This is a genomic window from Pseudoalteromonas sp. DL-6 (genome assembly GCF_004328665.1).
Classification (GTDB): domain Bacteria; phylum Pseudomonadota; class Gammaproteobacteria; order Enterobacterales; family Alteromonadaceae; genus Pseudoalteromonas.
In genome coordinates this window covers 20,588-44,588 of the sequence record NZ_CP019770.1, presented here as the reverse complement: position 1 = coordinate 44,588, position 24,001 = coordinate 20,588, and the positions used below count along the sequence as shown (strand labels likewise).

The following is a 24,001-nucleotide window of genomic DNA, read 5'->3' as shown; positions in this document are numbered from 1 at the left end:
ATAACTAAGATCAGTAAAGACGGAGTGCTGATGGTAATACTTCAAAACTGAAGGCTTTAGGCTTAACACTGACTTGGATTTGGAGTGGGTATACTACTTCGTAGCGACAGCGCAGTAGAATGTCGTAGGCTCGGTTCTGGTCAATTCTCTTCTTTTAACCTAATACCTTTCACCTCGAACTTCTTTTTACTTTATTCCAGACGTAAAAAAGCCCGGCTCTTTCGAGTCGGGCTTTCTTGTATTTGAAGCCTGGTAATGTCCTACTTTCACATAGCAAATGCTACACTATCATCGGCGCTGTTTCGTTTCACTACTGAGTTCGGCATGGGGTCAGGTGGGTCCAAAACGCTATTGTCACCAAGCAAATTTGGTGTCAGTTCGTATTACTACGCACTAACTAAAATTTGGAATTTCTGATAATAAAAAGTTTTCAGTATCTACTTTAGTTATATTAACTTCTTCGCTTGTTTCACTATCACATAAAACGCGTTTGGCGTTGTATGGTTAAGCCTCACGGGTAATTAGTACAAGTTAGCTTAATGGCTCACACCACTTCCACATCTTGCCTATCAACGTTGTAGTCTTCAACGGCCCTTCAGAGACTTTAAAAGTCTAGTGAGAACTCATCTCGAGGCCTGCTTCGCGCTTAGATGCTTTCAGCGCTTATCAGTTCCGAACGTAGCTACCGGGCAATGCCATTGGCATGACAACCCGAACACCAGCGGTTCGTTCACTCCGGTCCTCTCGTACTAGGAGCAACCCCTCTCAATTCTCAAACGCCCACGGCAGATAGGGACCGAACTGTCTCACGACGTTCTAAACCCAGCTCGCGTACCACTTTAAATGGCGAACAGCCATACCCTTGGGACCGACTTCAGCCCCAGGATGTGATGAGCCGACATCGAGGTGCCAAACACCGCCGTCGATATGAACTCTTGGGCGGTATCAGCCTGTTATCCCCGGAGTACCTTTTATCCGTTGAGCGATGGCCCTTCCATTCAGAACCACCGGATCACTATGACCTACTTTCGTACCTGCTCGACGTGTCTGTCTCGCAGTTAAGCTGGCTTCTACCATTACACTAACCGTACGATGTCCGACCGTACTTAGCCAACCTTCGTGCTCCTCCGTTACTCTTTGGGAGGAGACCGCCCCAGTCAAACTACCCACCAGGCACTGTCCGTAACCCCGATTCAGGGGCCAACGTTAGAACATCAAAACTACAAGGGTGGTATTTCAAGGACGACTCCACAAAAACTAGCGTCTCTGCTTCTAAGTCTCCCACCTATCCTACACATGTAGGTTCAATGTTCAGTGCCAAGCTGTAGTAAAGGTTCACGGGGTCTTTCCGTCTAGCCGCGGGTACACAGCATCTTCACTGCGATTTCAATTTCACTGAGTCTCGGGTGGAGACAGCGTGGCCATGGTTACACCATTCGTGCAGGTCGGAACTTACCCGACAAGGAATTTCGCTACCTTAGGACCGTTATAGTTACGGCCGCCGTTTACCGGGGCTTCGATCAAGAGCTTCTCCGAAGATAACCCCATCAATTAACCTTCCGGCACCGGGCAGGTGTCACACCGTATACGTCATCTTGCGATTTTGCACAGTGCTGTGTTTTTAATAAACAGTCCCAGCCACCTGGTCACTGCGGCTCCAATCAGCTTAGAGAGCAAGTCTCATCACCAATCGGAGCGTACCTTCTCCCGAAGTTACGGTACGATTTTGCCTAGTTCCTTCACCCGAGTTCTCTCAAGCGCCTTAGTATTCTCTACCTGACCACCTGTGTCGGTTTGGGGTACGATTCGGTATAATCTGAAGCTTAGAGGCTTTTCCTGGAAGTATGGCATCAGCAACTTCATCACCTTGGTGACTCGTCTCGTGTCTCAGCCTAACAGTAACCCGGATTTACCTAAGTCACTAGCCTACACACTTTCACATGGACTACCATCGCCATGCTTGCTTAGCCTGCTCCGTCCCCCCATCGCAATTATACCAAGTACGGAAATATTAATCCGTTTCCCATCGACTACGCCTTTCGGCCTCGCCTTAGGGGTCGACTTACCCTACCCTGATTAACATGGGATAGGAACCCTTGGTCTTCCGGCGTGCGGGTTTTTCACCCGCATTATCGTTACTCATGTCAGCATTCGCACTTCTGATACGTCCAGCATACCTCCCGGTACACCTTCAACCGCTTACAGAACGCTCCCCTACCACTCAGAATAAATTCTGAATCCGCAGCTTCGGTGCATAGTTTAGCCCCGTTACATCTTCCGCGCAGACCGACTCGACCAGTGAGCTATTACGCTTTCTTTAAAGGATGGCTGCTTCTAAGCCAACCTCCTGGCTGTCTGGGCCTTTCCACATCGTTTCCCACTTAACTATGACTTTGGGACCTTAGCTGGCGGTCTGGGTTGTTTCCCTCTTCACGACGGACGTTAGCACCCGCCGTGTGTCTCCCGGATATTACTTTACGGTATTCGGAGTTTGCAAAGGGTTGGTAAGTCGGGATGACCCCCTAGCCTTAACAGTGCTCTACCCCCGTAAGTATTCGTCCGAGGCTCTACCTAAATAGATTTCGGGGAGAACCAGCTATCTCCCGGTTTGATTAGCCTTTCACTCCTAACCACAGGTCATCCCCTAACTTTTCAACGTTAGTGGGTTCGGTCCTCCAGTTGATGTTACTCAACCTTCAACCTGCCCATGGCTAGATCACCGGGTTTCGGGTCTATACCTTGCAACTATTCGCCCAGTTAAGACTCGGTTTCCCTACGGCTACCCTAATCGGTTAACCTCGCTACAAAATATAAGTCGCTGACCCATTATACAAAAGGTACGCAGTCACCCAACAAGTGGGCTCCTACTGCTTGTACGTACACGGTTTCAGGTTCTATTTCACTCCCCTCACAGGGGTTCTTTTCGCCTTTCCCTCACGGTACTGGTTCACTATCGGTCAGTTGGGAGTATTTAGCCTTAGATGATGGTCCACCTATATTCAGTCAAAGTTTCACGTGCTCCGACCTACTCGATTTCACTTAAAATGCATTTTCATGTACGGGACTATCACCCTGTATCGTGGCACTTTCCAGAGCCTTCCATTAACACATAATAAGCTTAAGGGCTGTTCCGATTTCGCTCGCCGCTACTTTCGGAATCTCGGTTGATTTCTTTTCCTACGGGTACTTAGATGTTTCAGTTCTCCGCGTTCGCCTCGTTAACCTATGTATTCAGTTAACGATACCTGCAAGCAGGTGGGTTTCCCCATTCGGAAATCCTAGTCTCAAGTGCTTTTTACTAGCTTGACTAGGCTTATCGCAAGTTAATACGTCCTTCATCGCCTCCAACTGCCAAGGCATCCACCGTGTACGCTTAGTCACTTAACCATACAACCCAAACGGGTCTTTGTTTTGTGACAGTTTAACTTCGCCAGAAGTTAATATTGAATACTAAAGTAGATACCAATCAACAAACGTAAAACGTTCATTAAATGGCACTGAATGATACTGCTATCATTCTTTTTTACTTTTGAAAACTCTGTACAAATAACAATGTTATTCATACGAATTTTATTATCAGCTTTTCCAAATTTTTAAAGAGCAGAGAATCAAAAACTTCTCAAAATTAAACACACTCTATTCTCAGGCGATTGTGCTACCCGATAAAAGAATATTTATTTTTAAGAAGTAAAGTGGTGGAGCTAAGCAGGATCGAACTGCTGACCTCCTGCGTGCAAGGCAGGCGCTCTCCCAGCTGAGCTATAGCCCCACATATGCTGGTCTTACTGTTTGTATACCGACTTATTTTTAAGACAAGGCGTAAGTTAATGACATTTAGTTTACTAAACAACGAAGCTTACAACGAAGTATTAAAAAGAAGTGGTGGGTCTGAGTAGATTTGAACTACCGACCTCACCCTTATCAGGGGTGCGCTCTAACCAGCTGAGCTACAGACCCAAACAATAAGTGTTGTTCTCTTTACAATTAACAATCATCTGTGTGGACACTACGAACAAATAAGTTCTAAATCGTATAAGGAGGTGATCCAGCCCCAGGTTCCCCTAGGGCTACCTTGTTACGACTTCACCCCAGTCATGAATCACTCCGTGGTAAACGTCCTCCCGAGGGTTAGACTATCTACTTCTGGAGCAACCCACTCCCATGGTGTGACGGGCGGTGTGTACAAGGCCCGGGAACGTATTCACCGCGTCATTCTGATACGCGATTACTAGCGATTCCGACTTCATGGAGTCGAGTTGCAGACTCCAATCCGGACTACGACGCACTTTAAGTGATTCGCTTACTCTCGCGAGTTCGCAGCACTCTGTATGCGCCATTGTAGCACGTGTGTAGCCCTACACGTAAGGGCCATGATGACTTGACGTCGTCCCCACCTTCCTCCGGTTTATCACCGGCAGTCTCCTTAGAGTTCTCAGCATTACCTGCTAGCAACTAAGGATAGGGGTTGCGCTCGTTGCGGGACTTAACCCAACATCTCACAACACGAGCTGACGACAGCCATGCAGCACCTGTATCAGAGTTCCCGAAGGCACCAAACCATCTCTGGTAAGTTCTCTGTATGTCAAGTGTAGGTAAGGTTCTTCGCGTTGCATCGAATTAAACCACATGCTCCACCGCTTGTGCGGGCCCCCGTCAATTCATTTGAGTTTTAACCTTGCGGCCGTACTCCCCAGGCGGTCTACTTAATGCGTTAGCTTTGAAAAACAGAACCGAGGTTCCGAGCTTCTAGTAGACATCGTTTACGGCGTGGACTACCAGGGTATCTAATCCTGTTTGCTCCCCACGCTTTCGTACATGAGCGTCAGTGTTGACCCAGGTGGCTGCCTTCGCCATCGGTATTCCTTCAGATCTCTACGCATTTCACCGCTACACCTGAAATTCTACCACCCTCTATCACACTCTAGTTTGCCAGTTCGAAATGCAGTTCCCAGGTTGAGCCCGGGGCTTTCACATCTCGCTTAACAAACCGCCTGCGTACGCTTTACGCCCAGTAATTCCGATTAACGCTCGCACCCTCCGTATTACCGCGGCTGCTGGCACGGAGTTAGCCGGTGCTTCTTCTGTCAGTAACGTCACAGCTAGCAGGTATTAACTACTAACCTTTCCTCCTGACTGAAAGTGCTTTACAACCCGAAGGCCTTCTTCACACACGCGGCATGGCTGCATCAGGCTTGCGCCCATTGTGCAATATTCCCCACTGCTGCCTCCCGTAGGAGTCTGGGCCGTGTCTCAGTCCCAGTGTGGCTGATCATCCTCTCAAACCAGCTAGGGATCGTCGCCTTGGTGAGCCATTACCTCACCAACTAGCTAATCCCACTTGGGCCAATCTAAAGGCGAGAGCCGAAGCCCCCTTTGGTCCGTAGACATTATGCGGTATTAGCAGTCGTTTCCAACTGTTGTCCCCCACCTCAAGGCATGTTCCCAAGCATTACTCACCCGTCCGCCGCTCGTCAGCAAAGTAGCAAGCTACTTCCTGTTACCGCTCGACTTGCATGTGTTAGGCCTGCCGCCAGCGTTCAATCTGAGCCATGATCAAACTCTTCAATTAAAAAGTTTTATGTCTTTCGACAGCTCAATGAATTCTGAATTTATTTAATATCTTTCGATATTGAATTGACTGTGCTGAATAATTACTGAAGTAACTATTCTGTTGGTCACTCAGTTTAAATTGAGACTCTAAATTTGTTTGCCTCACTACCTAAGTAGCTTGGCTGTTAGAACTCAATCTGTACGAGTGCCCACACAGATGATTGCTTTATATTGTTAAAGAACGTTGCGACGTTGTCGCTAGGGATGCGTATAATACATCCTTTATTTTTCGAGTCAACACTTAATTTTAAACTTTCTTACGATGATTTAAACTTAAGTTTTACTTAACTCTCTGAGTAGCTCGTGCCTCGCTATGCGTTGGCGTTCCCCGTCTCAGTGGGGTCGCATTATAGGGAGAACAGATTTTTACGCAAGTACTTTTTTAAAGAAAAACTAAAAAAACACACTGTTCGGTTAGTATCTGAGCGAAAGCATGTAAAACTGGTAGTTTTATAATCAAACCAGGCTTTGCTGGTACTTAAATAAGCTCTACTGTTACACTGATATTCTTAATATGTTTAATTTAAAGGTGCATATATGGCAATACGTTCTTATAAAGGAATCACTCCTGCGTTTAATAAATCTGTTTATGTAGACGAGTCGTCTGTATTAGTCGGTGATATCACTATAGGTGATGATAGCAGTGTATGGCCGTTAGTTGCTGCCCGTGGTGATGTTAACCATATTCGTATTGGTCAGCGTACTAATATACAAGATGGCAGTGTTTTACACTTATCAAGAGCAACAAAAAATAATCCAGACGGCTACCCACTTATTATTGGTGATGATGTAACCGTTGGTCATAAGGTAATGCTACATGGCTGCGTATTAGGTAATCGTATACTCGTGGGTATGGGCGCTATTATTATGGATAATGTGATTGTAGAAGATGAGGTAATTATTGGTGGCGGTGCTTTAGTACCTCCTAATAAGCGTTTAGAGTCTGGTTATTTATATGTAGGTAGTCCAGCAAAACAAGCTCGCCCATTAACAGAACAAGAGCTGAGCTTTTTAAAAGTGTCTGCTGATAATTACGTGCAGCTAAAAGATGAATACTTAGCTGAAGACGCTAGTTAATTTAACTAACTAAACTCACTTCTATTTGACCTGCCGAGTTATAGCATTCATCTTCAATGAGCTGCTCGGCACGTTCTTCATAGTCAAAACGGTATTGCTCAAAATAACGCGTTGCATGACTCTCATCGGCTAAATTTAAGCTACTGACAGCAATCACACACTCAACTAGCATGCCATTTACTTGTGCAAAAAAAACTAATTGATGAGTGGGTTCTCTAAATTCGAGTCGATCTATAAACTGTATTGCTTGATTCATTTAAGCACTCCCTGCTTTAGTGCAGTAACAACGGAAACAATCTCAGGCATTTTATTTCGCCATACATAATAAGCTTGTGCGGCTTGCCCTACTAGCATGCCACTACCATCTAACAGCTTAGCCGCTTTGTTGTGTTCGCTGACCCAATTCATGAATAGCGTATTTTGCGTAGCATAAAACATATCATAAGCCACTTCACATGCGCTTAAATACTTAGAATTTAGTGCAGGTAACTCGTTATTCATACTGCTCGAGGTTGAATTTATAACCAAGTGATAATCAACTTCAGGAAGGTCGTCAAAACCATACCCCGAAACATTGCCGTGCCCAGTAAAGAGCTTTGCCAATGTTTGAGCTTTGTGTGCCGTGCGATTAACAACAACTATCTCTGCGGGATGTTGCTCTAGTAAAGGTAAGATAACTCCTCGAGCAGCGCCACCCGCACCAATGATCAACAAGTGCTTACCTGTTATCGTTACTTTATTGGCCATTAAGTCGTTAACAAAACCAATGCCATCGGTGTTATCACCGAGTAAACTGCCGTCATCGCGCTTTTTAAGGGTGTTCACTGCGCCTGCCAGTTTAGCCACTGGAGTGAGTTCATCTGCTAAAGCAAAAGCCTGCTCTTTAAAAGGCACAGTGACATTGGCACCTTTTCCCCCTTGCTCAAAAAAAGCAGCGACTGTTTTTTCAAATCCATCGATAGGTGCTAAAATTGCGCGATAGTCGATTTGCTCTCCCAATGACTTTGCAAACTGCTGATGAATAATGGGAGATTTTGAATGTTTGATTGGATTTCCAAAAACCGCATATTTGTCCATTTTAAACAACCTCTTCGCAGTTTTAGTACTGCCTATTAACGATGATAAAATTATGATTAAAAGACTCTTTTCAAGATCAAAGCCGTCTACAACTACGCAAGCACCTACGCCAGATAAAACCCCGTATGAAATCATTGGTGGAGAAGCCCCCACGCGTGCAATTGCTAATAGATTCTACGACATAATGGCCAGCGATGAATACGCTAAACCGTTATATGATATGCATCCTCAACCATTAGACAGAATTCGCCAAGTATTTTTTGAGTTTTTATCCGGTTGGCTTGGTGGGCCTGACCTATTTGTTGAAAAGCATGGCCATCCGATGCTGCGTAAACGTCATATGCCGTTCCCTATTGATCAAGACCTACGCGATCAGTGGATGTATTGCATGAATAAAACCTTAGATATAGAAATTGATAACCCCGTGTTACGCGAGGGCTTACGTCAGTCACTGGCCCAGCTGGCCAGCCACATGATTAACCAGCATTAACCTACCTAATTCTTTAATTGGGGATTATTTGCGCTAAGTCAAAACCCGCTTTTCTAAAATATAGATAATACCCTATCAAATAATTAGAAAAGCGTGGCGCGTGTGAAATCTATCCAACATAAAATTTATGCTTTGTTAGCCTTAACCGGCATTATTGTATTAATAGCGAGTATTTTTAGTAGTGCTAGCCAGCAGCGCACGCTCGCCCAAGATACGGTGGCAGAAAATATTAAGCTGCTTGCCGATAACTATTTTGATTCAATAAACACCATGATGCTAACGGGCACTATGGCTAATCGAGAATTATTGAGCCAAAAGCTACGCAAACACCCTAATATAGAAGATGCTCATATTATTCGCTCCGATATAGTTAATAAACTGTATGGGGCCGGAAATAAAAACCAAACAGCAAGTAATAACAACGAACGCGAAGCACTGCAGGGTAAAGAAAGCTTATTTATAGAGCAAAACACTGATAGCCGCAGTATGACCTACCTACGCCCTATGTATGCTAGCACGGATTATAAAGGCACTAACTGTTTAGGCTGCCATCAAGCGCAAGAAGGCGATGTGCTAGGCGTGGTAAAAATTAGCTATTCCTTAGCCGATATTGATAGTGAGGTAACTTACAACACCTTAATAACCACCAGCCTACTGTCTACTATTTTTATTATTGCCTTTGTGCTGCTAGGTATAGTGTTTAGAAAAATATTTATAGTGCGCCTTAAAAAGCTCGGCCATGCAATGCACTTAGCTACTACCAATAAAGATTTAACCTTACGCATTGAAGATAACGCCGAAGATGAGCTCGGCTGGCTTGCCACCAGTTTTAACCAAATGATTGCTACGTTTAAAGATAACATTGCACAGGTATCTCACTCTTCAAAAGTACTTATTCATTCAGCAGAGAAAATTTATACCTCGGCCGATACCACTGAGCGCGCTATTTTAGAACAAAAGAAAAGTACCGACTCGGTGGCCGCAGCAATTAATGAGCTAGAAAGCTCATCCAATGAAGTAAGAAACACCACTCATTTTGCTCAAGAAAAATCTGAGAACAGTAATGAGCTAGCACAGCAAAGCATGCAGGTTGCAGAGCAAACCGAACTCAGTATAAATCAACTAGCTGAAGATGTACGCCAAGCGGCAGATCAAGTGAGACAACTGCAAGAGCAAACGCTTGAAGTGGGCAAAGTACTTGAGGTGATCAGCAGTATTGCTGAACAAACAAACCTATTAGCACTTAATGCTGCCATTGAAGCTGCCCGTGCAGGTGAAGCAGGCCGAGGATTTGCCGTTGTTGCTGATGAAGTACGAACTTTAGCAACCCGAACTCATGCCTCTACCGATGAAATACGCCGTACTATAGATAAGTTGCAGTCAGAAGCCGCGCAAACCGTTAAAACCATGGGGGAGTCCTGTGAAGAGGCAGACGAAAGAGCGCAACAAGTACAACAAGTTGCACAGGCTTTAAAAGATATTTCAGGGCAAATGAATGAAATAAATGAGCTAAATATACAAATAGCCGATGCAACAGAGCAGCAAAATCTAGCCGCCGAAGAAATAAATATAAGTGTTGTTGGCATTAGCGATAATGCAGAGCAATCGTTAGTGGATGCAGATGAAAATCAAAAAGTCAGTGAAGAGTTACTCAATTTAGCTCGCTCGCTAGATGAGCAGGTACGCAGCTTTAAACTTAAGCAATAATTTTAAAAGCCAGTCAATCAGTAGTTTATTGACTGGCATATCATTCTTAGCCCAGTGCTAACCAATCACGAGGCTTTAAGAAATCTTTATATAGCAATGCCTCTGCGCTGTCTTCGGCTGGGGTATAGTTATACTCCCAACGGGCTAAAGGTGGCATAGACATTAAAATAGATTCCGTACGGCCACCGCTTTGTAAACCAAACAATGTGCCACGGTCCCAGACTAAATTAAACTCAACATAACGACCACGGCGATATAATTGGAAGTCGCGTTGTTGCTCGGTGTACTCATCGTTTTTACGACGCTCAATAATAGGAACATAAGCATCTAAAAAGCCATTCCCTACCGATTGCATAAATGCAAAGCTTTGCTCAAAACCTAACTCATTTAAATCGTCAAAAAATAAGCCGCCTACGCCGCGAGTTTCATCACGGTGTTTTAAATAAAAGTATTCGTCACACCATTTTTTATATTTTGGATATACGTCATCGCCAAAAGGCTGACACACATCGTGCGCAACTTGGTGCCAATGCACTACATCTTCAAGTACAGGGTAAAACGGGGTTAAATCAAAACCACCACCAAACCACCAAATCGGTTCTTCACCTTCTTTTTCGGCAATAAAAAAGCGTACATTGGCATGGCTTGTTGGTATATGTGGGTTTTTAGGATGAATCACTAACGATACACCACATGCATGAAAACTGCGTCCGGCAAGTTCAGGTCTATGTGCAGTGGCAGAGCCCGGCATAGAGGCACCAAATACATGAGAGTAATTAACTCCCCCTTGCTCAATCACATTACCATTGGTAATAACGCGAGTACGGCCACCGCCGCCCTCTTCTCGCTGCCAGCTGTCTTCAACAAATTGTGCTTTCCCATCTGCTGCTTCTAAGCCTTGGCAAATGGTATCTTGCAAAGCCATAAAGTAGGCTTTTACTTGTTTTAATAATTCGCTTTGCATAGTTAACCTCTGAATATATTGCCTGTCGTGGCATCTTTAATGGTACTTGGTTGAGTATTACCGCCTAATGGTTCATCAACATAAAAACTAACCTGCTCTGCAAACTGCTGCTGCGCTTCAACAATACTTGTTACCGTTGCTTGGCCAGTTAAATTAGCACTTGTTGATACCAATGGTTTACCAAACTGTTGGCATAAACGTTTAACTGTAGGATGGTTAGTTACTCTCACTGCAATAGTATCAAATTGCCCAGTTAACCACTTAGGCGTGGTTTTAGCAGCAGGCATAACCCAGGTAATAGCACCAGGCCAACTTGAAAAAATATCAGCGCGTTTGTCCATGGGCAGCTTAGCGTCATCCACGTACTTTAATAATTGCCCGTAATTATCGGCAATTAAAATAAGCCCTTTTTCAACTGGGCGTTGTTTAATATCAAGTAAACGTTCCACCGCCTGTTGATTGTCAGGATCGCAACCTAAACCATAAACAGCTTCGGTTGGGTATAAAATAACATCGCCGTTTTCTAAGCTTGTTATTGCAGCAGATAAAGAAGAAAGGTCAGACAAAATTGTCTCCAGAGATATTTACGTTATTCAGTGGCAGCAAACTTATGCATACAGCTTTTTTGTGGACATTGTAACACAGCGCCACTCGCGGTTTTTTTCTCAGTAACAACTGGCCAGTCACATACAGGACACGCGTGAGCTACAGGTTTATGATTAAGCGTATATTTACAGCTTGGGTAACAGTCGCAGGAATAAAATACTTTTCCGAACTTATTACTGCGTGAAACCAAGTGCCCCTTTTTACATTTAGGGCAACCAATCACAGGCTCTTCACTTGGGGTATCGTCATGCTCACTGGCAATATAATGACATTCAGGGTAACCGGTACAGCCAATAAACATACCGTAGCGGCCATTTTTCACCACCAGCGGCTTGCTACACTCTGGACACTCGCTGTCCTCAAGTATTTTGATTTCATTGCTATCATGATGAGCAAGCGGACGAATAAAATCGCACTTAGGGTAACTAGCGCAGCCCAAAAAAGGCCCAGATTTACTATTACGAATGACGAGTTCTGAACCACATTGCGGGCATATCTCATATTCTTTTTCTAGGGCGTGTTTATTAGCCGAAAAAAGTGAATGGTCGATTTTACTCATGTAAATCCTAGTGGTTGGTGAATTTTCGCCTAATATACCCAAAACCCTTAAAGATACAAGCTATGGCCGTCGGTTTGTTAACGCTGAAAATAATAAAACACGCAATAATGATTATTCGTGAACCTGTTAATGTAACACTTCACTGGGCTCATCAAAAATAAGATCTTCCATTTGCTCATACGCCTGCTGAGAATCAGGGGCATTAAATAACACCATCAGAATTAACCATTTTAAATCTTCCAAAGTAATAGCTGAGTTATCAAGCGCCGCTAAACGGTCCATCACCATTTCACGAGTGGTGCTATTAATGACGCCAGTTTGTTCAACAAACATTAAAAAGCCACGGCATTGGGTATCGAGAACTTGGCACTCGCTCTCAGTAAAAATTCGCACTGCGTGCTGCTCTGTGGCCAATAAATAAGGTGATTCATTGCTGTATTGTAATGCGGCAAGTTGATCTAGCCAGTCAATGGCTTTGTTAATTTCGGGTTTATTAAATCCAGCGCGGAGTAACTCATCGGTAAGCTTACTTTGCTCAACAAATACATCACTTTCGCTATGAACGTAGTTTTCGAATAAATACATGAGAATATCAAACATATTATCCTCCAGCGCTTAATTTAATATAGCCGTCTAATACTCGCTCTATTTGATCGTCTAACTCTAAATCAAGCAATCGCGCTTGTACTTTATCAATTGGCCACTGCACTCGACGCATAATGTCGTCCACACTGGTCACCTCAAAACCAATACTGTTAAGCACCTCGCATTCTGAGGGTGTTGTATTGGTTAACTCTTTATAGTTTAGACCAGAAGGGTATGAAAAGTTCATCTCATCAAGAATATCCGCGACGTTTTCCACCAGCTTAGCACCCTGCTTAATTAAAAAGTGACTAGCTTGTGCCAGCGGGTTCTTTATTGAACCGGGTACCGCAAAAACCTCTTTATTTTGTTCAAGCGCATAACGTACGGTAATTAATGAGCCACTTTTAATTTCGGCTTCCACTATCAGCACCCCAAGCGATAGCCCTGAAATAATACGATTGCGTCGTGGAAAATTATGCGCATTGGCAGCCGTACCTGGCAAAAACTCACTCACCAATAAGCCCGTTGTTAATAATTGCTCGGTGAGCAACTTGTGTCGTTTAGGATAGTAAATATCAACGCCAGTACCTAACACGGCAATGGTTTTGCCATTTCCCGCTAATGCACCTTTGTGAGCTGCACCGTCAATGCCTCGCGCCATACCTGAGGTTACAGTTATGCCAGCAAGGGTTAACTGGTGTGCAAATTCAGCAGCAATTTCAAGCCCTGTGGTGGTTGCATTTCGGCTGCCAACAATCGCAATTTGTGGTGAAGACAGTAAGCTGGTATCCCCTTTACAAAAAAGTAATAACGGGGCGCTGGCAATCTGCTTTAGGTGTTCAGGGTAAGTGTTGTCAAAAATACTAATAACAATAATGTTTTGTTGGCTGATCAACTGCTCATAATGTGCAACTTGCTGCCAATTAGTATTAAGTAAATTGCTAGCCTGGTGAGCCGTTAAACCAATGTTTACCAGCTCAGCGTGTGGTAAAGAAAACAGCGATGCTAGGCTGTGTTGTTTAGACAGGGCTAAGAGCGTTTTAATCCCTAGCCCTTTGCATAAGTAAAAGGCAAGCCAATGATTTAGCTTGCCAGACGATTGTTCCATGTTCCCTCCTAGAACACCGACTCGCTACTTAATGAATAACTGCTAAATCTCCAATGCGAATTGGGTACTGATTTTTAGTGATTAGCGCATAACTAACTTTGTCATACACTTTAAAAATAATCATTTCACCAACTTTTTCTGCTGGCATTTTCCACGCAATGCTATCTTCATCGCTTTCTGAACCAAGTAACTCGTTGGTAGCCGATATTAATTTTTCCAAACGACTCGAGTCTTCGGTATAACGCGGACCTCTGGCACCATCAATAACCGTCGGTGACTGGCGTTCAATATCCAACACATGACCTACCTCAATTTGCTGCTCTGAGCCTAAGTTTAGCACCACCACATCCATCGTGCTAAATTCTCTCACTTCACGGGGTGAAGCAATTACATGCCCCTGCAATGGCTGGGTAGGACGATGCATATTAAAATACACTGGCAGCATCTGCCCTTCCATAGCCGGTAATAAAAAATCACCTTGTTTAATTTCGCGTTTAACTGATTCAACTCGCACCGATGCCGGCTCACCATTAGCTGCATCACCTTCTCTAAAGGCGCGGGCCATACCCACATAAGATGCTCTACTCGCAAGTTCTTCACCTGTTTTAGGGTCGGTGTAAGGCGCCCCTTCATGGTAAATAGCATAAGCCTGATGGCGCTTTAAATTACCTTTAACATATAAAATATGATCGATAGTTTGAGTTTTGGTATTTTCGTTTGCACCCAAGATATAAGGTTTTTCTTTTATCGAATCGCTGTTTATCGCTTGTTCAAATGACAAATACGGTTTAATCACCGCAAGCGGTAAGGTAGTAATGGCATCTTTCCCTTTAGGGGTAATACGCCCCATGGGTGATAGTTTTCGATACGCTTTATTAATCACTAAACGCGGATTACCGTCCGTATCGTAAATTAATGCTAACGCATCACCCGGGTAAATAAGATGAGGGTTCTCTATTTGCGGGTTCATTTGCCATAACTCAGGCCACAGCCATGGCTCGTTCAAATATATAGCTGAGATATCCCAAAGCGTGTCACCTTTTTTTACAACGTATTGTTTAGGCGCGTCTTTTTTTATAGTTAGTATATCTGCTAGCACAGGAAAAGTAGCACCTAATGCAAGTATTATTGCAATTAATGGAGATTTCATTGAGCTTCCTCATAGTGTTTTTTCATTATTATTAACCAAAACCTGTTAAAGGGGAACGTGAATGGCTAAAATAAGAACATACGATACCCTAAATTTAAGCATAAGTGTAAAAGGTAACTATGGCTAGGTTAGAAGTTTTAAGATTTCCAGATGAACGTTTACGTACAATCGCAAAAGAAGTAACGGTTGTTGACGACCAAGTGCGTGAAATCGTCAAAGATATGCTAGAAACTATGTACGATGAAAATGGTATTGGGCTTGCTGCTACGCAAGTTGATATTCACCAACGCATTGTGGTCATCGATGTATCAGAAGAGCGCGATGAACCGCTGGTGCTTATCAATCCACAAATTATCAAAAAAGATGGCTCTACCGTGAGTGAAGAAGGCTGTTTATCAGTTCCTCATTCGTATGCAAAAGTTGATCGCGCAGAAACCGTCACCGTGGCTGCACTCAACGAAGAAGGTAAAGAGTTTATTCTTGATGCCGACGAGTTATTAGCGATTTGTATTCAGCATGAGCTTGATCACCTTCAAGGTAAATTATTTATTGATTATTTATCTCCATTAAAGCGCCAACGCATTCGTAAAAAGCTTGAAAAAGAAGCGAAGTTTGCAGCGCAATAATAAGCACCTTAGTAAATAATTAGGAAACTCAGTGACACAACCATTACGCATTATATTTGCCGGTACTCCGGACTTTGCTGCACGCCATCTGCAAGCACTCATTAATAGTGAACACCAAATTGTGGGTGTTTACAGTCAACCAGATCGTCCAGCGGGTCGCGGAAAAAAACTAAAAGCCAGTGAAGTAAAAGCGCTTGCACTAGAACATGACCTCCCTGTTTTTCAGCCTCAATCACTCAAAACAGACGAAGCACTTGAGGAATTAAACAGCCTCAATGCCGATATCATGATTGTGGTTGCCTACGGGTTAATTTTGCCAAAAGCCATTTTAGATGCCCCACGTCTAGGCTGTTTAAATGTACATGGTTCTATTTTACCACGCTGGCGTGGTGCAGCGCCGATTCAACGCGCTATTTGGGCAGGCGATCAGCAAACCGGTGTCACAATAATGCAAATGGATGAAGGGCTAGATACCGGCGATATGCTACATATTAGCCATTGCCCTATTGATAGCGCTGAAACCAGTGCAAGCTTATACACTAAGCTTGCTGAACTTGGGCCTGATGCTCTCATAAACACTATAAATCGTTTGGCTAAAGGTGAAATAACCCCTGAACCACAAAACGATGCAGATGCTAATTACGCGAGAAAACTCTCTAAAGACGAGGCCAACATTGATTGGTCTATGGATGCCGAGCAAATTGAGCGTAACATTCGTGCCTTTAACCCATGGCCAGTATGCTTTACCCAAATGAGCGGTAACACGGTAAAAATATACCAAGCAAATGTTGTAGAGCAATCAGGCGCAGCTGGCACCGTACTAACAAGTGATAAGAACGGTATCGTTGTGGCTTGTGGTAAACACGCTTTATCTATTAGCGAATTACAACCACAAGGCAAAAAGCCAATGGCAATTAATGATTTTTTAAACGGTCGTAGCGACTGGGTTACACCTGGCACCGTATTAGGCGAAAATAATGAGTAATGTAAGCAATGTCAGAGCGCTAGCCGCTGAAACTTTATATAACGTGGTTGATAAAGGCGCATCGCTTAATCAAGAACTCCCTTTCGCTAGCCAAGGCCTATCACCTAAAGATAAAGCCTTACTGCAGCAAATTTGCTACGGAGTATTACGTTACTTACCTAGCCTAGAAAATTATTGCCAGCATTTAGTTGAGCAACCACTTAAAGGTAAGCGCCGTATTTTTCAGTTTTTGCTGTATGTGGGCATTTACCAACTACAACATATGCGTGTACCGCCACATGCTGCAATTAGCGAAACCGTTAATGCATTACAACAATTGCGCGCTCTTGGTCTAAAAGGGCTTATTAATGCCATTTTACGAAGCTTTCAGCGCCAACAACTTGAGCTTGAAGAAAAAGCCAAACAGATTCCAGTGTGTTTATATAACCACCCAAACTGGTTTATAAAGCAAGTAAAAGAAGCCTACCCAAATAACTGGGAAGACATACTAGAAGCAAACCAGCAGCAAGCACCAATGTGGCTGCGAGTGAATCAATCGCAGTTTAGCACCCAAGAATATAGCGAGATGCTAACTGCTAACGATATCGAACATACCCTAAACCCAGATTTTATTGATGGCATAAAGCTAAGTAAGCCTCGAGATGTGTTTTCACTTCCTGAGTTTGATACCGGCGCTTGTTCAGTACAAGATGCAGCAGCGCAGCTTGCAGCTCGCTATCTCGACCCACAAAATGGTGATGCCATACTCGATGCCTGTGCAGCTCCTGGTGGTAAAACCTGCCATATTTTAGAGCTTGCCGATGCTGATGTACTTGCGCTTGATAGCGATGCCACACGCCTCGAGCGTGTTAAACAAAACTTAGAACGCATAGGTTTAGGCGCCGATTTACAATGTGGTGATGCATCGCAGCCTCACACTTGGTGGGATGAAGAACAGTTTGATCGTATTTTGTTAGATGTACCCTGCTCTGCAACCGGAGTAATTCGTCGTCACCCAGATATTAAATGGTTACGTCGCGCATCTGACATTAACGACTTATCGACCCTACAGGGCGATATACTCGATAGCATTTGGCCATTATTAAAACCAGGCGGCACATTAGTGTATGCAACTTGCTCGGTACTTCCACAAGAAAACCAACAACAAGTTGCTAAATTTTTAGCTAATAACGACGATGTAGAGCATATTCCTCTACACAGCGAGGACACCAAAACCACACCGGGTTTACAGCTGTTACCTGGTGAAAGCGACGGTTTTTACTACGCTAAATTAGTTAAAAAAGCCTAGGCAATACATTTAGCTACTTCAATTTAGAGGTAGCTAATACTTTGATGTAATTAGTATTAATAATACGGGTACATAATGAAAATAATCATACTCGGTGCTGGGCAAGTTGGCGGCACACTCGCAGAAAACTTAGTGGGTGAACAAAACGAAATAACCGTAGTTGATATCGACGGTAACCGCTTGCGTGAACTGCAAGATAAATACGATTTACAAGGTGTTGCAGGCCATGGCGCTCACCCTGACGTACTAAGTCGCGCAGGGGCTGAGGATGCCGATATGATTATCGCGGTGACCAGCTCAGATGAAGTGAACATGGTGGCATGCCAAGTTGCCTACAGTATTTTTAATACACCAACCAAAATAGCCCGTATTCGCTCTGAGCAATATTTAAAATACCGCGAAAAACTCTTTCATAATGATGACTTACCTGTCGATCATTACATTGCCCCAGAAGCACTCGTAACTAAATATATTCGCCGTTTGATAGATTACCCTGGTGCATTACAAGTGCTACAATTTGCCGACGGCATGCTCTCTTTAGTGGCGGTAAAAGCCTACTATGGCGGTTTATTGGTAGGCTATGCCCTATCTACACTTAAACAACATATTCCTAATGTTGAAACCCGGGTAGCTGCTATTTACCGTCAAGGCAAAGCAATAAAACCATTAGGCACCACAGTAATAGAAGCCGACGATGAAGTATTTTTTATTGCCGCTACTAAACACATTCGTGCGGTAATGAACGAGCTACAAAAACTGGAACGCTCGTACAAAAAAATTATGATAGCCGGTGGGGGTAACATTGGTGCTGGCCTTGCCCGTTCACTAGAAAGAAACCACAGCGTTAAATTACTAGAACGCAGTAAAGAACGCGCAGAGCAACTCTCTGAAATGCTCGACAACACCGTGGTATTTTGTGGTGATGCATCCGATCAGGAGCTGCTCTCAGAAGAACACATTGAACAAGTTGATGTTTTTATTGCCGTTACCAACGACGATGAAGTAAATATAATGTCGGCCATGCTCGCAAAACGCATGGGGGCACAAAAAACCATGGTGCTTATTCAACGAGGTGCTTACGTTGACTTGGTACAGGGCGGCGAAATAGATATTGCTATTTCACCACAACAAGCAACTATTTCTGCGTTACTTACGCACGTGCGCCGAGGCGACATTGTAAACGTGTATTCATTGCGTAAAGGGGCTGCAGAAGCCATAGAGGCAGTTGCCCATGGTGATGAAAACACATCTAAAGTAGTGGGTCGCGCGATTGCAGATATTAAATTGCCAGCAGGTACCACAATAGGTGCAATTGTACGTAATGACGATGTACTAATTGCCCACGACGACACGATAATTCTATCAGGCGATCATGTAATTATGTTCTTAATTGATAAAAAGCACATTAACGTGGTTGAAAAGTTATTCCAAGTTAGCGCAATCTTTTTATAAGTAATCCCTCCTTTTTATTCACAACATGCTTGTAAGTAAAAAGGAGAACACTAAAATCTAAATGAAAATCATTATCAAAAGCATTTACTAATAAAGAAAAATCCATTAGTCTCTTCTTGCTCGATTATCAAGCAGCGACATCTACTGATGTGAAAAGTTAATTTCACGTTTTTAAATAAAAATGGATTTCAAATGATACACCTACTCTCAAAGAAAAACTCTCCCGTAACTCATTACACTCTGGTTGGTCTTTTACTTTCAGCAGTTTCAACTCAAACGCTCGCCCACACTAGCGAAGATATCGAAAGGTTAACCGTTATTGGAGAGCAAGCGAACGGCTATAAAGTTAATTCCATGAGCTCTGCAACAGGTCTTGAGCTATCACATTTGCAAACACCGCAATCAACGATAGCGATAACAAGCGATTTTATGGCAGACCAACAACTAAACACCGCAATTGAAGCTATAACCAGTGTGACAGGCATAAATGCTCGAGAAGCAGATAATGGCAAGTTTTCTATTTCAGCCCGAGGCATTGGTGTCACCAGCATACTTTATGATGGCATAGCAACCACCTATGACACCCGCTTTAATTATGGAGATAACCTAACCGATACCGCAATTTATGAGCGTATCGAAATAGTTAGAGGAGCAACGGGGCTAATGCTGGGCGCAGGTAACCCTTCGGCAGCAATTAATTTGATACGTAAACGTCCAACTGCAAACACTCAAATAAATCTTACTGCTTCATTAGGCTCATGGGACAACTACCGTGCGATGGTGGATGTGTCGGGAAGCATAAATAATAGCGAAAGTATAAGAGGACGGGCTGTTGTTGCTTATCAAGATAGACACTCATATCAAGATCGCTTCTCGCAAACCAGTCAAACATTGTATGGCATTATTGAGGCAGATCTTTCTAACAGTACTTTATTGACTCTTGCTGTTGATAATCAATCGACAACCCCTAAAGGAACAATGTCAGGTGGTTTGCCTATTTTTTATAGTGATGGCTCCCGCACTGCTTATGACAGAGGTGCTTCAACGGCTCAAGATTGGGCCTCTTCTCGAACCGATGCACTTAATGCGTTTATTCGTCTAGAGCATTACTTTAACGCTAACTGGCAGCTAACCGCTAATTATGTCTATGGTGATAACGACCTAGACTATGATGTGTTTTGGGTAAAAGGAGAGCCCGATCCTATAAACAACACAGGAATGATGCCAGGTTCTATAAACTATATTGATGCAAACAGAACGCAGGATACCTATGAGGTCGAACTCAATGGTCGGTTTAATTGGCTGGGCCAAAGTCACCAACTGCTATTTGGTTATAATACCCAAGAGCAACGGTTTTCGACCCCTTATTATGCTAGTCAACAAAGTGACTATATTATCGGCGATTTCACTGACTCTAGTTATAGCATTGCAAAACCAAATTGGCAGTCAGAAGCGGCTTACGGCTCTTATGGCACAACTAAACAAGATGCACTTTATGTTGCTGCACAACTAAATATAACCGATGCCTTGTCTTTAATTGTTGGAAGCCGGTTAAATCAATGGCAAACCAATCAAGATAATTTTGGTCGCATGCATGATTATAAAATAAGTGATGAACTAACTAATTATTTTGGAGCAACTTATGAACTAACACAGAGTTGGGCTTTGTATGCTAATTACACTGATATTTTTACACCACAAAGTCGAGTTGATAAAAATGGACATTATTTAAGCCCTATTGAAGGTAAGAATTATGAACTTGGCATAAAAGCTTCTGTACTTGATGAACGTTTAGACATATCCCTTTCTGGATTTAAAATTTATCAAGATAATGTAGGCGAGTACACGGGAGATACCATTGCTGAAACACTTCAAGCCATCTACAAGCCCATTGACGGCACATTAACTCAGGGCTACGAGCTAGAAATCAACGGAAAATTAACCGACAACTGGAACGCTTATTTTGGCTATACCCATAGTAAAGGCGAAAAACCGGATAATACAGTATTAAATACCACCAACCCAAAAGATCAATTTAAACTTTTTACTAGCTATCAACTCTCAGGTGCATTAGACAATCTAAAAGTGGGTGGTGGCTATCGCTGGCAAAGCAATAGCTATGATGAAGTTAAAAACCCTGTTTATGGCGCTGTTGAGGTAAACCAGCCTAGTTATGGTATTGCCAGCCTAATGGCGAATTATCAAATGAATGAGCAATTATCTGTTAGCCTAAATATCGATAACTTATTTGATAAGCATTATTACAGTCAAATTGGGTTCTATAACCAATATCGTTATGGCAAGCCGAGAAGCTTCTCTCTCCAACTTAAATATAGTCTCTAACAAGCACAAAAAAAGCCGCTGACTATTAAGCGGCTTTAGTGGAGTATGATGGGGTAATACTTATTGTACTTTTGCAAACTCTTCTTTAGAAAGTTCACCATTTCCGTCAGTATCTAAGTCATCAAAAATATTCATTAGTTGTTTATTAGACGCTGCTTCCTGCTGACTAATTACACCGTCGCCATTGCTATCAAAAGAGGCAAAGTCTACTGCTGCGTATGCCGCTGATGATGACGCTAATACTAAAATCGCAAGTGTTGTGTTTAGTGCTTTCATAATAAGTCTCCTTAAAGAGGGAAATCCTTTTCTGAGATCCCTGTGCAATGAAAAAAGTTAAAAATTAAAAGTTTGCAAACTCAGCTTTAGAAAGCTCACCATTGCCGTCAGTATCAAGCCCAGTAAATGCAGCGGTTAAATCAGCGTTTACAGCAGCTTCGCTTTGACTAATAACCCCATTACCGTCGGCATCAAGTGTGTCAAAGTCGCTAGCGGCAAAGGCTGCTGATGAAGAAGCTAGCGCGATAAGTGCGAATGTTTTGTGTAATTTTTTCATAATTTAATCCTTCAAAATGTAATGCTTTGTGCTATTGGAAATGTCAGGCTATAACCGTCCTTGTCATTCTTTTTCATAGGCTCCCTTGCCTACTTAGGTTGTCTTTGGCAACTCAGAATATGCCTAGCCTTAGCTTATGCTTTAGAAAATTCTGCTTTTGATAGCTCACCGTTTTGGTCTGTATCAAGCTCTGAGAACATGCTCATTAGCTTTGCATCAACTGATGCTTCACTTTGGCTAATAGCGCCGTTACCGTCGGTATCAAGCGTGTCGAAGTCGCTGGCAGCAAAGGCAGCTGATGAAGAAGCTAATGCGATAAGTGCGAGTGTTTTGTGTAATGTTTTCATAATGAGTATTCCTTAAAATCGTTTAAATAATGTGGGAGGTTAAGCTCCCAAAACGTTAATTGCTTAAGATTATGCTTTAGAAAATTCTTCTTTTGATAACTCACCGTTTTGGTCAGTATCAAGCTCAGAAAACATACTCATTAGCTTTGCATCTACTGATGCTTCGCTTTGACTGATTGCGCCGTTGCCGTCAACGTCTAGCGTGTCAAAGTCGCTTGCTGCAAAAGCCGCTGATGAAGAAGCTAATGCGATAAGTGCTAAAGTTTTATTAATGCTTTTCATAATCAATCTTCCTTCAAAGTTTATGTTTTATGCGATTAAGTGTTTTACTTTAAATCACGTTTCGTTCAATACAGCCTGACTATTACAACTTCGATGCCAACAATATAAAAACCATAATTTTCAATAAATTAACCTGCACCTAGCTGAAAATGGCGCTATTCAACTCGTTATTTTGTTGCTTTTTAGCAACAGTAGATGAGGCAATAAAATTAAAACATTAAAAATCAAATAGTTGAGTTTAAGGAAAACACCACACAGTCGATTAGCAACCGCTAAAAAAGAGGATTAATTAAACAAAAAGGAAGGTGAGTTGAGATTTATTTTGTTATAAATAAAAAACTACAATTAAAAAATAGATTTAAGTTACTGTTTTTAAATAGTTTAAAAAATAAATTTTACATAGCGTTTAAAACAAACAGCCGCACAAGGCTATTTGTTGCAAAATGACGAAATCATGAAATCGCAGGAGCCTGCTGATATTTATATTAGAAGCTTGTTCAACTTGATAACAGACCCTAAGCTATTTCAACTTCAAGCGCGCTTGGGTCAATGAAGTGATCCCCCATTAGTGTTTTCATTTGCTCTTCACTGGCAAATAATCGAATTCCGCAACAGATACCGTTAGCATGTTTTTTTACACTGCAGATTTGTCCCTCATGCTGAGTATCGCCATCAAATACAACCGTACAGCGCATATCTTTTAGCTCATCGAGTTCTTGAGTAGTTTTAATATCAAACATAACACCGGTGAGCGAAATGTCTTTTATCACCCCCTCAAAAGGCGGTTGCTCTTCGGTTAATTTTAACTTAGCAGGAAACAATGTGGGTATGCGTGCTTGTGAGCGAAGCGCAAACAACTGTACTTGTGAAGGGTATTGAATAAACAACAATTTAGCTGGATGAGAGGCTACAGACATAAGTTGCTGACGAAACGCAATGATGTGCCCACCACTGCCCTCTATAAGCGCTCTTACTACCACCATAACCCCATCTCGCAAGTAATCACTTGCCATGGGGAGCCGCTTAGCGCTGGGATAGTTTAAAATAATAAATTTGTTTTCTAATAAACCAATAAACTCCGTTTTTACACGTCGGCTACTGGTTGGCGTGAGTATTTCTACATCGACTATGCCACCTGTGACGATTTGGTTTAACTTTTCCAAATTGGTTTTTTGCATAGTTCCTTCCTAAT

General features: G+C 42.8%; 21 protein-coding genes, 2 tRNA genes and 3 rRNA genes. 8 read left to right on the top strand and 18 right to left on the bottom strand.

From position 1 onward, the window contains the following. Positions 1-247: 247 nt before the first annotated feature. The 5 genes from rrf to B1F84_RS00185 form a co-directional block, all read right to left on the bottom strand. A 5S ribosomal RNA gene (rrf, locus tag B1F84_RS00205) occupies positions 248-362 on the bottom strand. Positions 363-500: 138 nt separating this feature from the next. After that, positions 501-3,387, bottom strand: a 23S ribosomal RNA gene (locus tag B1F84_RS00200). A 306-nt stretch (positions 3,388-3,693) separates the two neighbouring features. After that, positions 3,694-3,769, bottom strand: a tRNA-Ala gene (locus B1F84_RS00195). Positions 3,770-3,880: 111 nt separating this feature from the next. After that, positions 3,881-3,957 (bottom strand) — tRNA-Ile (locus tag B1F84_RS00190). A 76-nt stretch (positions 3,958-4,033) separates the two neighbouring features. After that, positions 4,034-5,569 (bottom strand): 16S ribosomal RNA (locus tag B1F84_RS00185). The 16S, 23S and 5S rRNA genes sit together here with 2 tRNA genes alongside, the layout of an rRNA operon. A 578-nt stretch (positions 5,570-6,147) precedes the next feature. Between B1F84_RS00185 and B1F84_RS00180 the strand changes: the two genes are divergently transcribed. Continuing rightward, positions 6,148-6,687 (top strand): gamma carbonic anhydrase family protein, encoded by a 540-nt coding sequence (locus B1F84_RS00180; protein WP_008467096.1) that lies wholly within the window; start codon positions 6,148-6,150, stop codon positions 6,685-6,687. A 1-nt stretch (position 6,688) separates the two neighbouring features. Here B1F84_RS00180 and B1F84_RS00175 read toward each other — a convergent pair whose 3' ends face one another. Beyond that, the gene (locus B1F84_RS00175; protein ID WP_008467093.1) at positions 6,689-6,943 is read right to left on the bottom strand and encodes a DUF1488 domain-containing protein; all 255 of its coding nucleotides are present in this window, start codon (positions 6,941-6,943) and stop codon (positions 6,689-6,691) included. Continuing rightward, positions 6,940-7,764 (bottom strand): shikimate dehydrogenase, encoded by an 825-nt coding sequence (gene aroE / locus B1F84_RS00170; RefSeq protein WP_131690234.1) that lies wholly within the window; start codon positions 7,762-7,764, stop codon positions 6,940-6,942. Before aroE ends, B1F84_RS00175 begins: the two co-directional genes overlap by 4 nt. A gap of 52 nt (positions 7,765-7,816) precedes the next feature. Here aroE and B1F84_RS00165 point away from each other — a divergent pair, with 52 nt between their 5' ends. Next, positions 7,817-8,254 (top strand): group II truncated hemoglobin, encoded by a 438-nt coding sequence (locus B1F84_RS00165; RefSeq protein WP_010392770.1) that lies wholly within the window; start codon positions 7,817-7,819, stop codon positions 8,252-8,254. A gap of 102 nt (positions 8,255-8,356) precedes the next feature. Then, on the top strand, positions 8,357-9,961 hold the full coding sequence (locus tag B1F84_RS00160) for a methyl-accepting chemotaxis protein (RefSeq protein WP_131690233.1): 1,605 nt from the start codon (positions 8,357-8,359) through the stop codon (positions 9,959-9,961). A 46-nt stretch (positions 9,962-10,007) separates the two neighbouring features. On the opposite strand, the gene hemF is transcribed toward B1F84_RS00160, so the two are convergent. From hemF to B1F84_RS00130, 6 genes are all read right to left on the bottom strand, one after another. Then, complete coding sequence (hemF, locus tag B1F84_RS00155) at positions 10,008-10,925, bottom strand: oxygen-dependent coproporphyrinogen oxidase (RefSeq protein WP_010392766.1); 918 nt, start codon at positions 10,923-10,925, stop codon at positions 10,008-10,010. 2 nt (positions 10,926-10,927) lie between these two features. Further along, complete coding sequence (locus B1F84_RS00150) at positions 10,928-11,491, bottom strand: L-threonylcarbamoyladenylate synthase (protein ID WP_131690232.1); 564 nt, start codon at positions 11,489-11,491, stop codon at positions 10,928-10,930. A 23-nt stretch (positions 11,492-11,514) separates the two neighbouring features. Next, positions 11,515-12,090 (bottom strand): type I DNA topoisomerase, encoded by a 576-nt coding sequence (locus tag B1F84_RS00145; protein WP_008112917.1) that lies wholly within the window; start codon positions 12,088-12,090, stop codon positions 11,515-11,517. Between the two features lie 126 nt (positions 12,091-12,216). Continuing rightward, positions 12,217-12,690, bottom strand: a complete 474-nt coding sequence (locus B1F84_RS00140; RefSeq protein ID WP_131690231.1) for a DUF494 family protein — start codon at positions 12,688-12,690, stop codon at positions 12,217-12,219. Position 12,691: 1 nt separating this feature from the next. Then, on the bottom strand, positions 12,692-13,783 hold the full coding sequence (dprA, locus tag B1F84_RS00135; protein ID WP_131690230.1) for a DNA-processing protein DprA: 1,092 nt from the start codon (positions 13,781-13,783) through the stop codon (positions 12,692-12,694). 28 nt (positions 13,784-13,811) lie between these two features. Beyond that, positions 13,812-14,933: a LysM domain-containing protein gene (locus B1F84_RS00130; RefSeq protein WP_131690229.1), complete on the bottom strand. Its 1,122-nt coding sequence runs from the start codon at positions 14,931-14,933 to the stop codon at positions 13,812-13,814. Positions 14,934-15,052: 119 nt separating this feature from the next. Here B1F84_RS00130 and def point away from each other — a divergent pair, with 119 nt between their 5' ends. The 5 genes from def (at position 15,053) to B1F84_RS00105 (ending at position 21,627) form a co-directional block, all read left to right on the top strand. Beyond that, a complete protein-coding gene (def, locus tag B1F84_RS00125) occupies positions 15,053-15,559 on the top strand; it encodes a peptide deformylase (protein WP_008112927.1) in 507 nt (168 codons plus the stop codon). 31 nt (positions 15,560-15,590) lie between these two features. Continuing rightward, positions 15,591-16,544, top strand: coding sequence for a methionyl-tRNA formyltransferase (gene fmt, locus B1F84_RS00120; protein ID WP_131690228.1), 954 nt, complete (start codon positions 15,591-15,593; stop codon positions 16,542-16,544). Further along, the gene (gene rsmB, locus B1F84_RS00115) at positions 16,537-17,832 is read left to right on the top strand and encodes a 16S rRNA (cytosine(967)-C(5))-methyltransferase RsmB (RefSeq protein ID WP_008467077.1); all 1,296 of its coding nucleotides are present in this window, start codon (positions 16,537-16,539) and stop codon (positions 17,830-17,832) included. The genes fmt and rsmB overlap by 8 nt, the downstream gene beginning before the upstream one ends. 75 nt (positions 17,833-17,907) lie before the next feature. Next, positions 17,908-19,284 carry a Trk system potassium transporter TrkA gene (gene trkA / locus B1F84_RS00110; RefSeq protein WP_008112933.1) on the top strand — a complete coding sequence of 459 codons (1,377 nt, stop codon included), beginning with the start codon at positions 17,908-17,910 and terminating at the stop codon, positions 19,282-19,284. Positions 19,285-19,476: 192 nt separating this feature from the next. Beyond that, entirely contained in the window at positions 19,477-21,627 is a 2,151-nt protein-coding gene (locus tag B1F84_RS00105) for a TonB-dependent siderophore receptor (RefSeq protein WP_240702006.1), read from the top strand. 60 nt (positions 21,628-21,687) lie between these two features. Here B1F84_RS00105 and B1F84_RS00100 read toward each other — a convergent pair whose 3' ends face one another. The 5 genes from B1F84_RS00100 to B1F84_RS00080 form a co-directional block, all read right to left on the bottom strand. Further along, on the bottom strand, positions 21,688-21,903 hold the full coding sequence (locus B1F84_RS00100) for an EF-hand domain-containing protein (protein WP_008467075.1): 216 nt from the start codon (positions 21,901-21,903) through the stop codon (positions 21,688-21,690). 64 nt (positions 21,904-21,967) lie between these two features. Beyond that, positions 21,968-22,180 carry an EF-hand domain-containing protein gene (locus tag B1F84_RS00095; RefSeq protein WP_131690227.1) on the bottom strand — a complete coding sequence of 71 codons (213 nt, stop codon included), beginning with the start codon at positions 22,178-22,180 and terminating at the stop codon, positions 21,968-21,970. Between the two features lie 134 nt (positions 22,181-22,314). Continuing rightward, positions 22,315-22,527, bottom strand: coding sequence for an EF-hand domain-containing protein (locus B1F84_RS00090; protein WP_131690226.1), 213 nt, complete (start codon positions 22,525-22,527; stop codon positions 22,315-22,317). A gap of 69 nt (positions 22,528-22,596) precedes the next feature. Beyond that, a complete protein-coding gene (locus tag B1F84_RS00085) occupies positions 22,597-22,809 on the bottom strand; it encodes an EF-hand domain-containing protein (RefSeq protein WP_008112941.1) in 213 nt (70 codons plus the stop codon). Positions 22,810-23,324: 515 nt separating this feature from the next. Beyond that, positions 23,325-23,987, bottom strand: a complete 663-nt coding sequence (locus tag B1F84_RS00080; RefSeq protein WP_008112943.1) for a flagellar brake protein — start codon at positions 23,985-23,987, stop codon at positions 23,325-23,327. Positions 23,988-24,001 lie beyond the last annotated feature (14 nt).

Bases quoted from the DNA above. Each gene is read 5' to 3' on its own strand.
- hemF (WP_010392766.1), bottom strand. From the start codon at position 10,925: ATGCAAAGCGAATTATTAAAACAAGTAAAAGCCTACTTTATGGCTTTG.
- B1F84_RS00180 (WP_008467096.1), top strand. From the start codon at position 6,148: ATGGCAATACGTTCTTATAAAGGAATCACTCCTGCGTTTAATAAATCT.
- B1F84_RS00165 (WP_010392770.1), top strand. From the start codon at position 7,817: ATGATTAAAAGACTCTTTTCAAGATCAAAGCCGTCTACAACTACGCAA.
- rsmB (WP_008467077.1), top strand. From the start codon at position 16,537: ATGAGTAATGTAAGCAATGTCAGAGCGCTAGCCGCTGAAACTTTATAT.
- trkA (WP_008112933.1), top strand. From the start codon at position 17,908: ATGAAAATAATCATACTCGGTGCTGGGCAAGTTGGCGGCACACTCGCA.
- def (WP_008112927.1), top strand. From the start codon at position 15,053: ATGGCTAGGTTAGAAGTTTTAAGATTTCCAGATGAACGTTTACGTACA.
- B1F84_RS00100 (WP_008467075.1), bottom strand. From the start codon at position 21,903: ATGAAAGCACTAAACACAACACTTGCGATTTTAGTATTAGCGTCATCA.
- B1F84_RS00080 (WP_008112943.1), bottom strand. From the start codon at position 23,987: ATGCAAAAAACCAATTTGGAAAAGTTAAACCAAATCGTCACAGGTGGC.
- B1F84_RS00145 (WP_008112917.1), bottom strand. From the start codon at position 12,090: ATGAGTAAAATCGACCATTCACTTTTTTCGGCTAATAAACACGCCCTA.
- B1F84_RS00085 (WP_008112941.1), bottom strand. From the start codon at position 22,809: ATGAAAAGCATTAATAAAACTTTAGCACTTATCGCATTAGCTTCTTCA.
- B1F84_RS00140 (WP_131690231.1), bottom strand. From the start codon at position 12,690: ATGTTTGATATTCTCATGTATTTATTCGAAAACTACGTTCATAGCGAA.
- B1F84_RS00105 (WP_240702006.1), top strand. From the start codon at position 19,477: ATGATACACCTACTCTCAAAGAAAAACTCTCCCGTAACTCATTACACT.
- B1F84_RS00090 (WP_131690226.1), bottom strand. From the start codon at position 22,527: ATGAAAACATTACACAAAACACTCGCACTTATCGCATTAGCTTCTTCA.
- B1F84_RS00130 (WP_131690229.1), bottom strand. From the start codon at position 14,933: ATGAAATCTCCATTAATTGCAATAATACTTGCATTAGGTGCTACTTTT.
- B1F84_RS00095 (WP_131690227.1), bottom strand. From the start codon at position 22,180: ATGAAAAAATTACACAAAACATTCGCACTTATCGCGCTAGCTTCTTCA.
- B1F84_RS00175 (WP_008467093.1), bottom strand. From the start codon at position 6,943: ATGAATCAAGCAATACAGTTTATAGATCGACTCGAATTTAGAGAACCC.
- dprA (WP_131690230.1), bottom strand. From the start codon at position 13,783: ATGGAACAATCGTCTGGCAAGCTAAATCATTGGCTTGCCTTTTACTTA.
- aroE (WP_131690234.1), bottom strand. From the start codon at position 7,764: ATGGACAAATATGCGGTTTTTGGAAATCCAATCAAACATTCAAAATCT.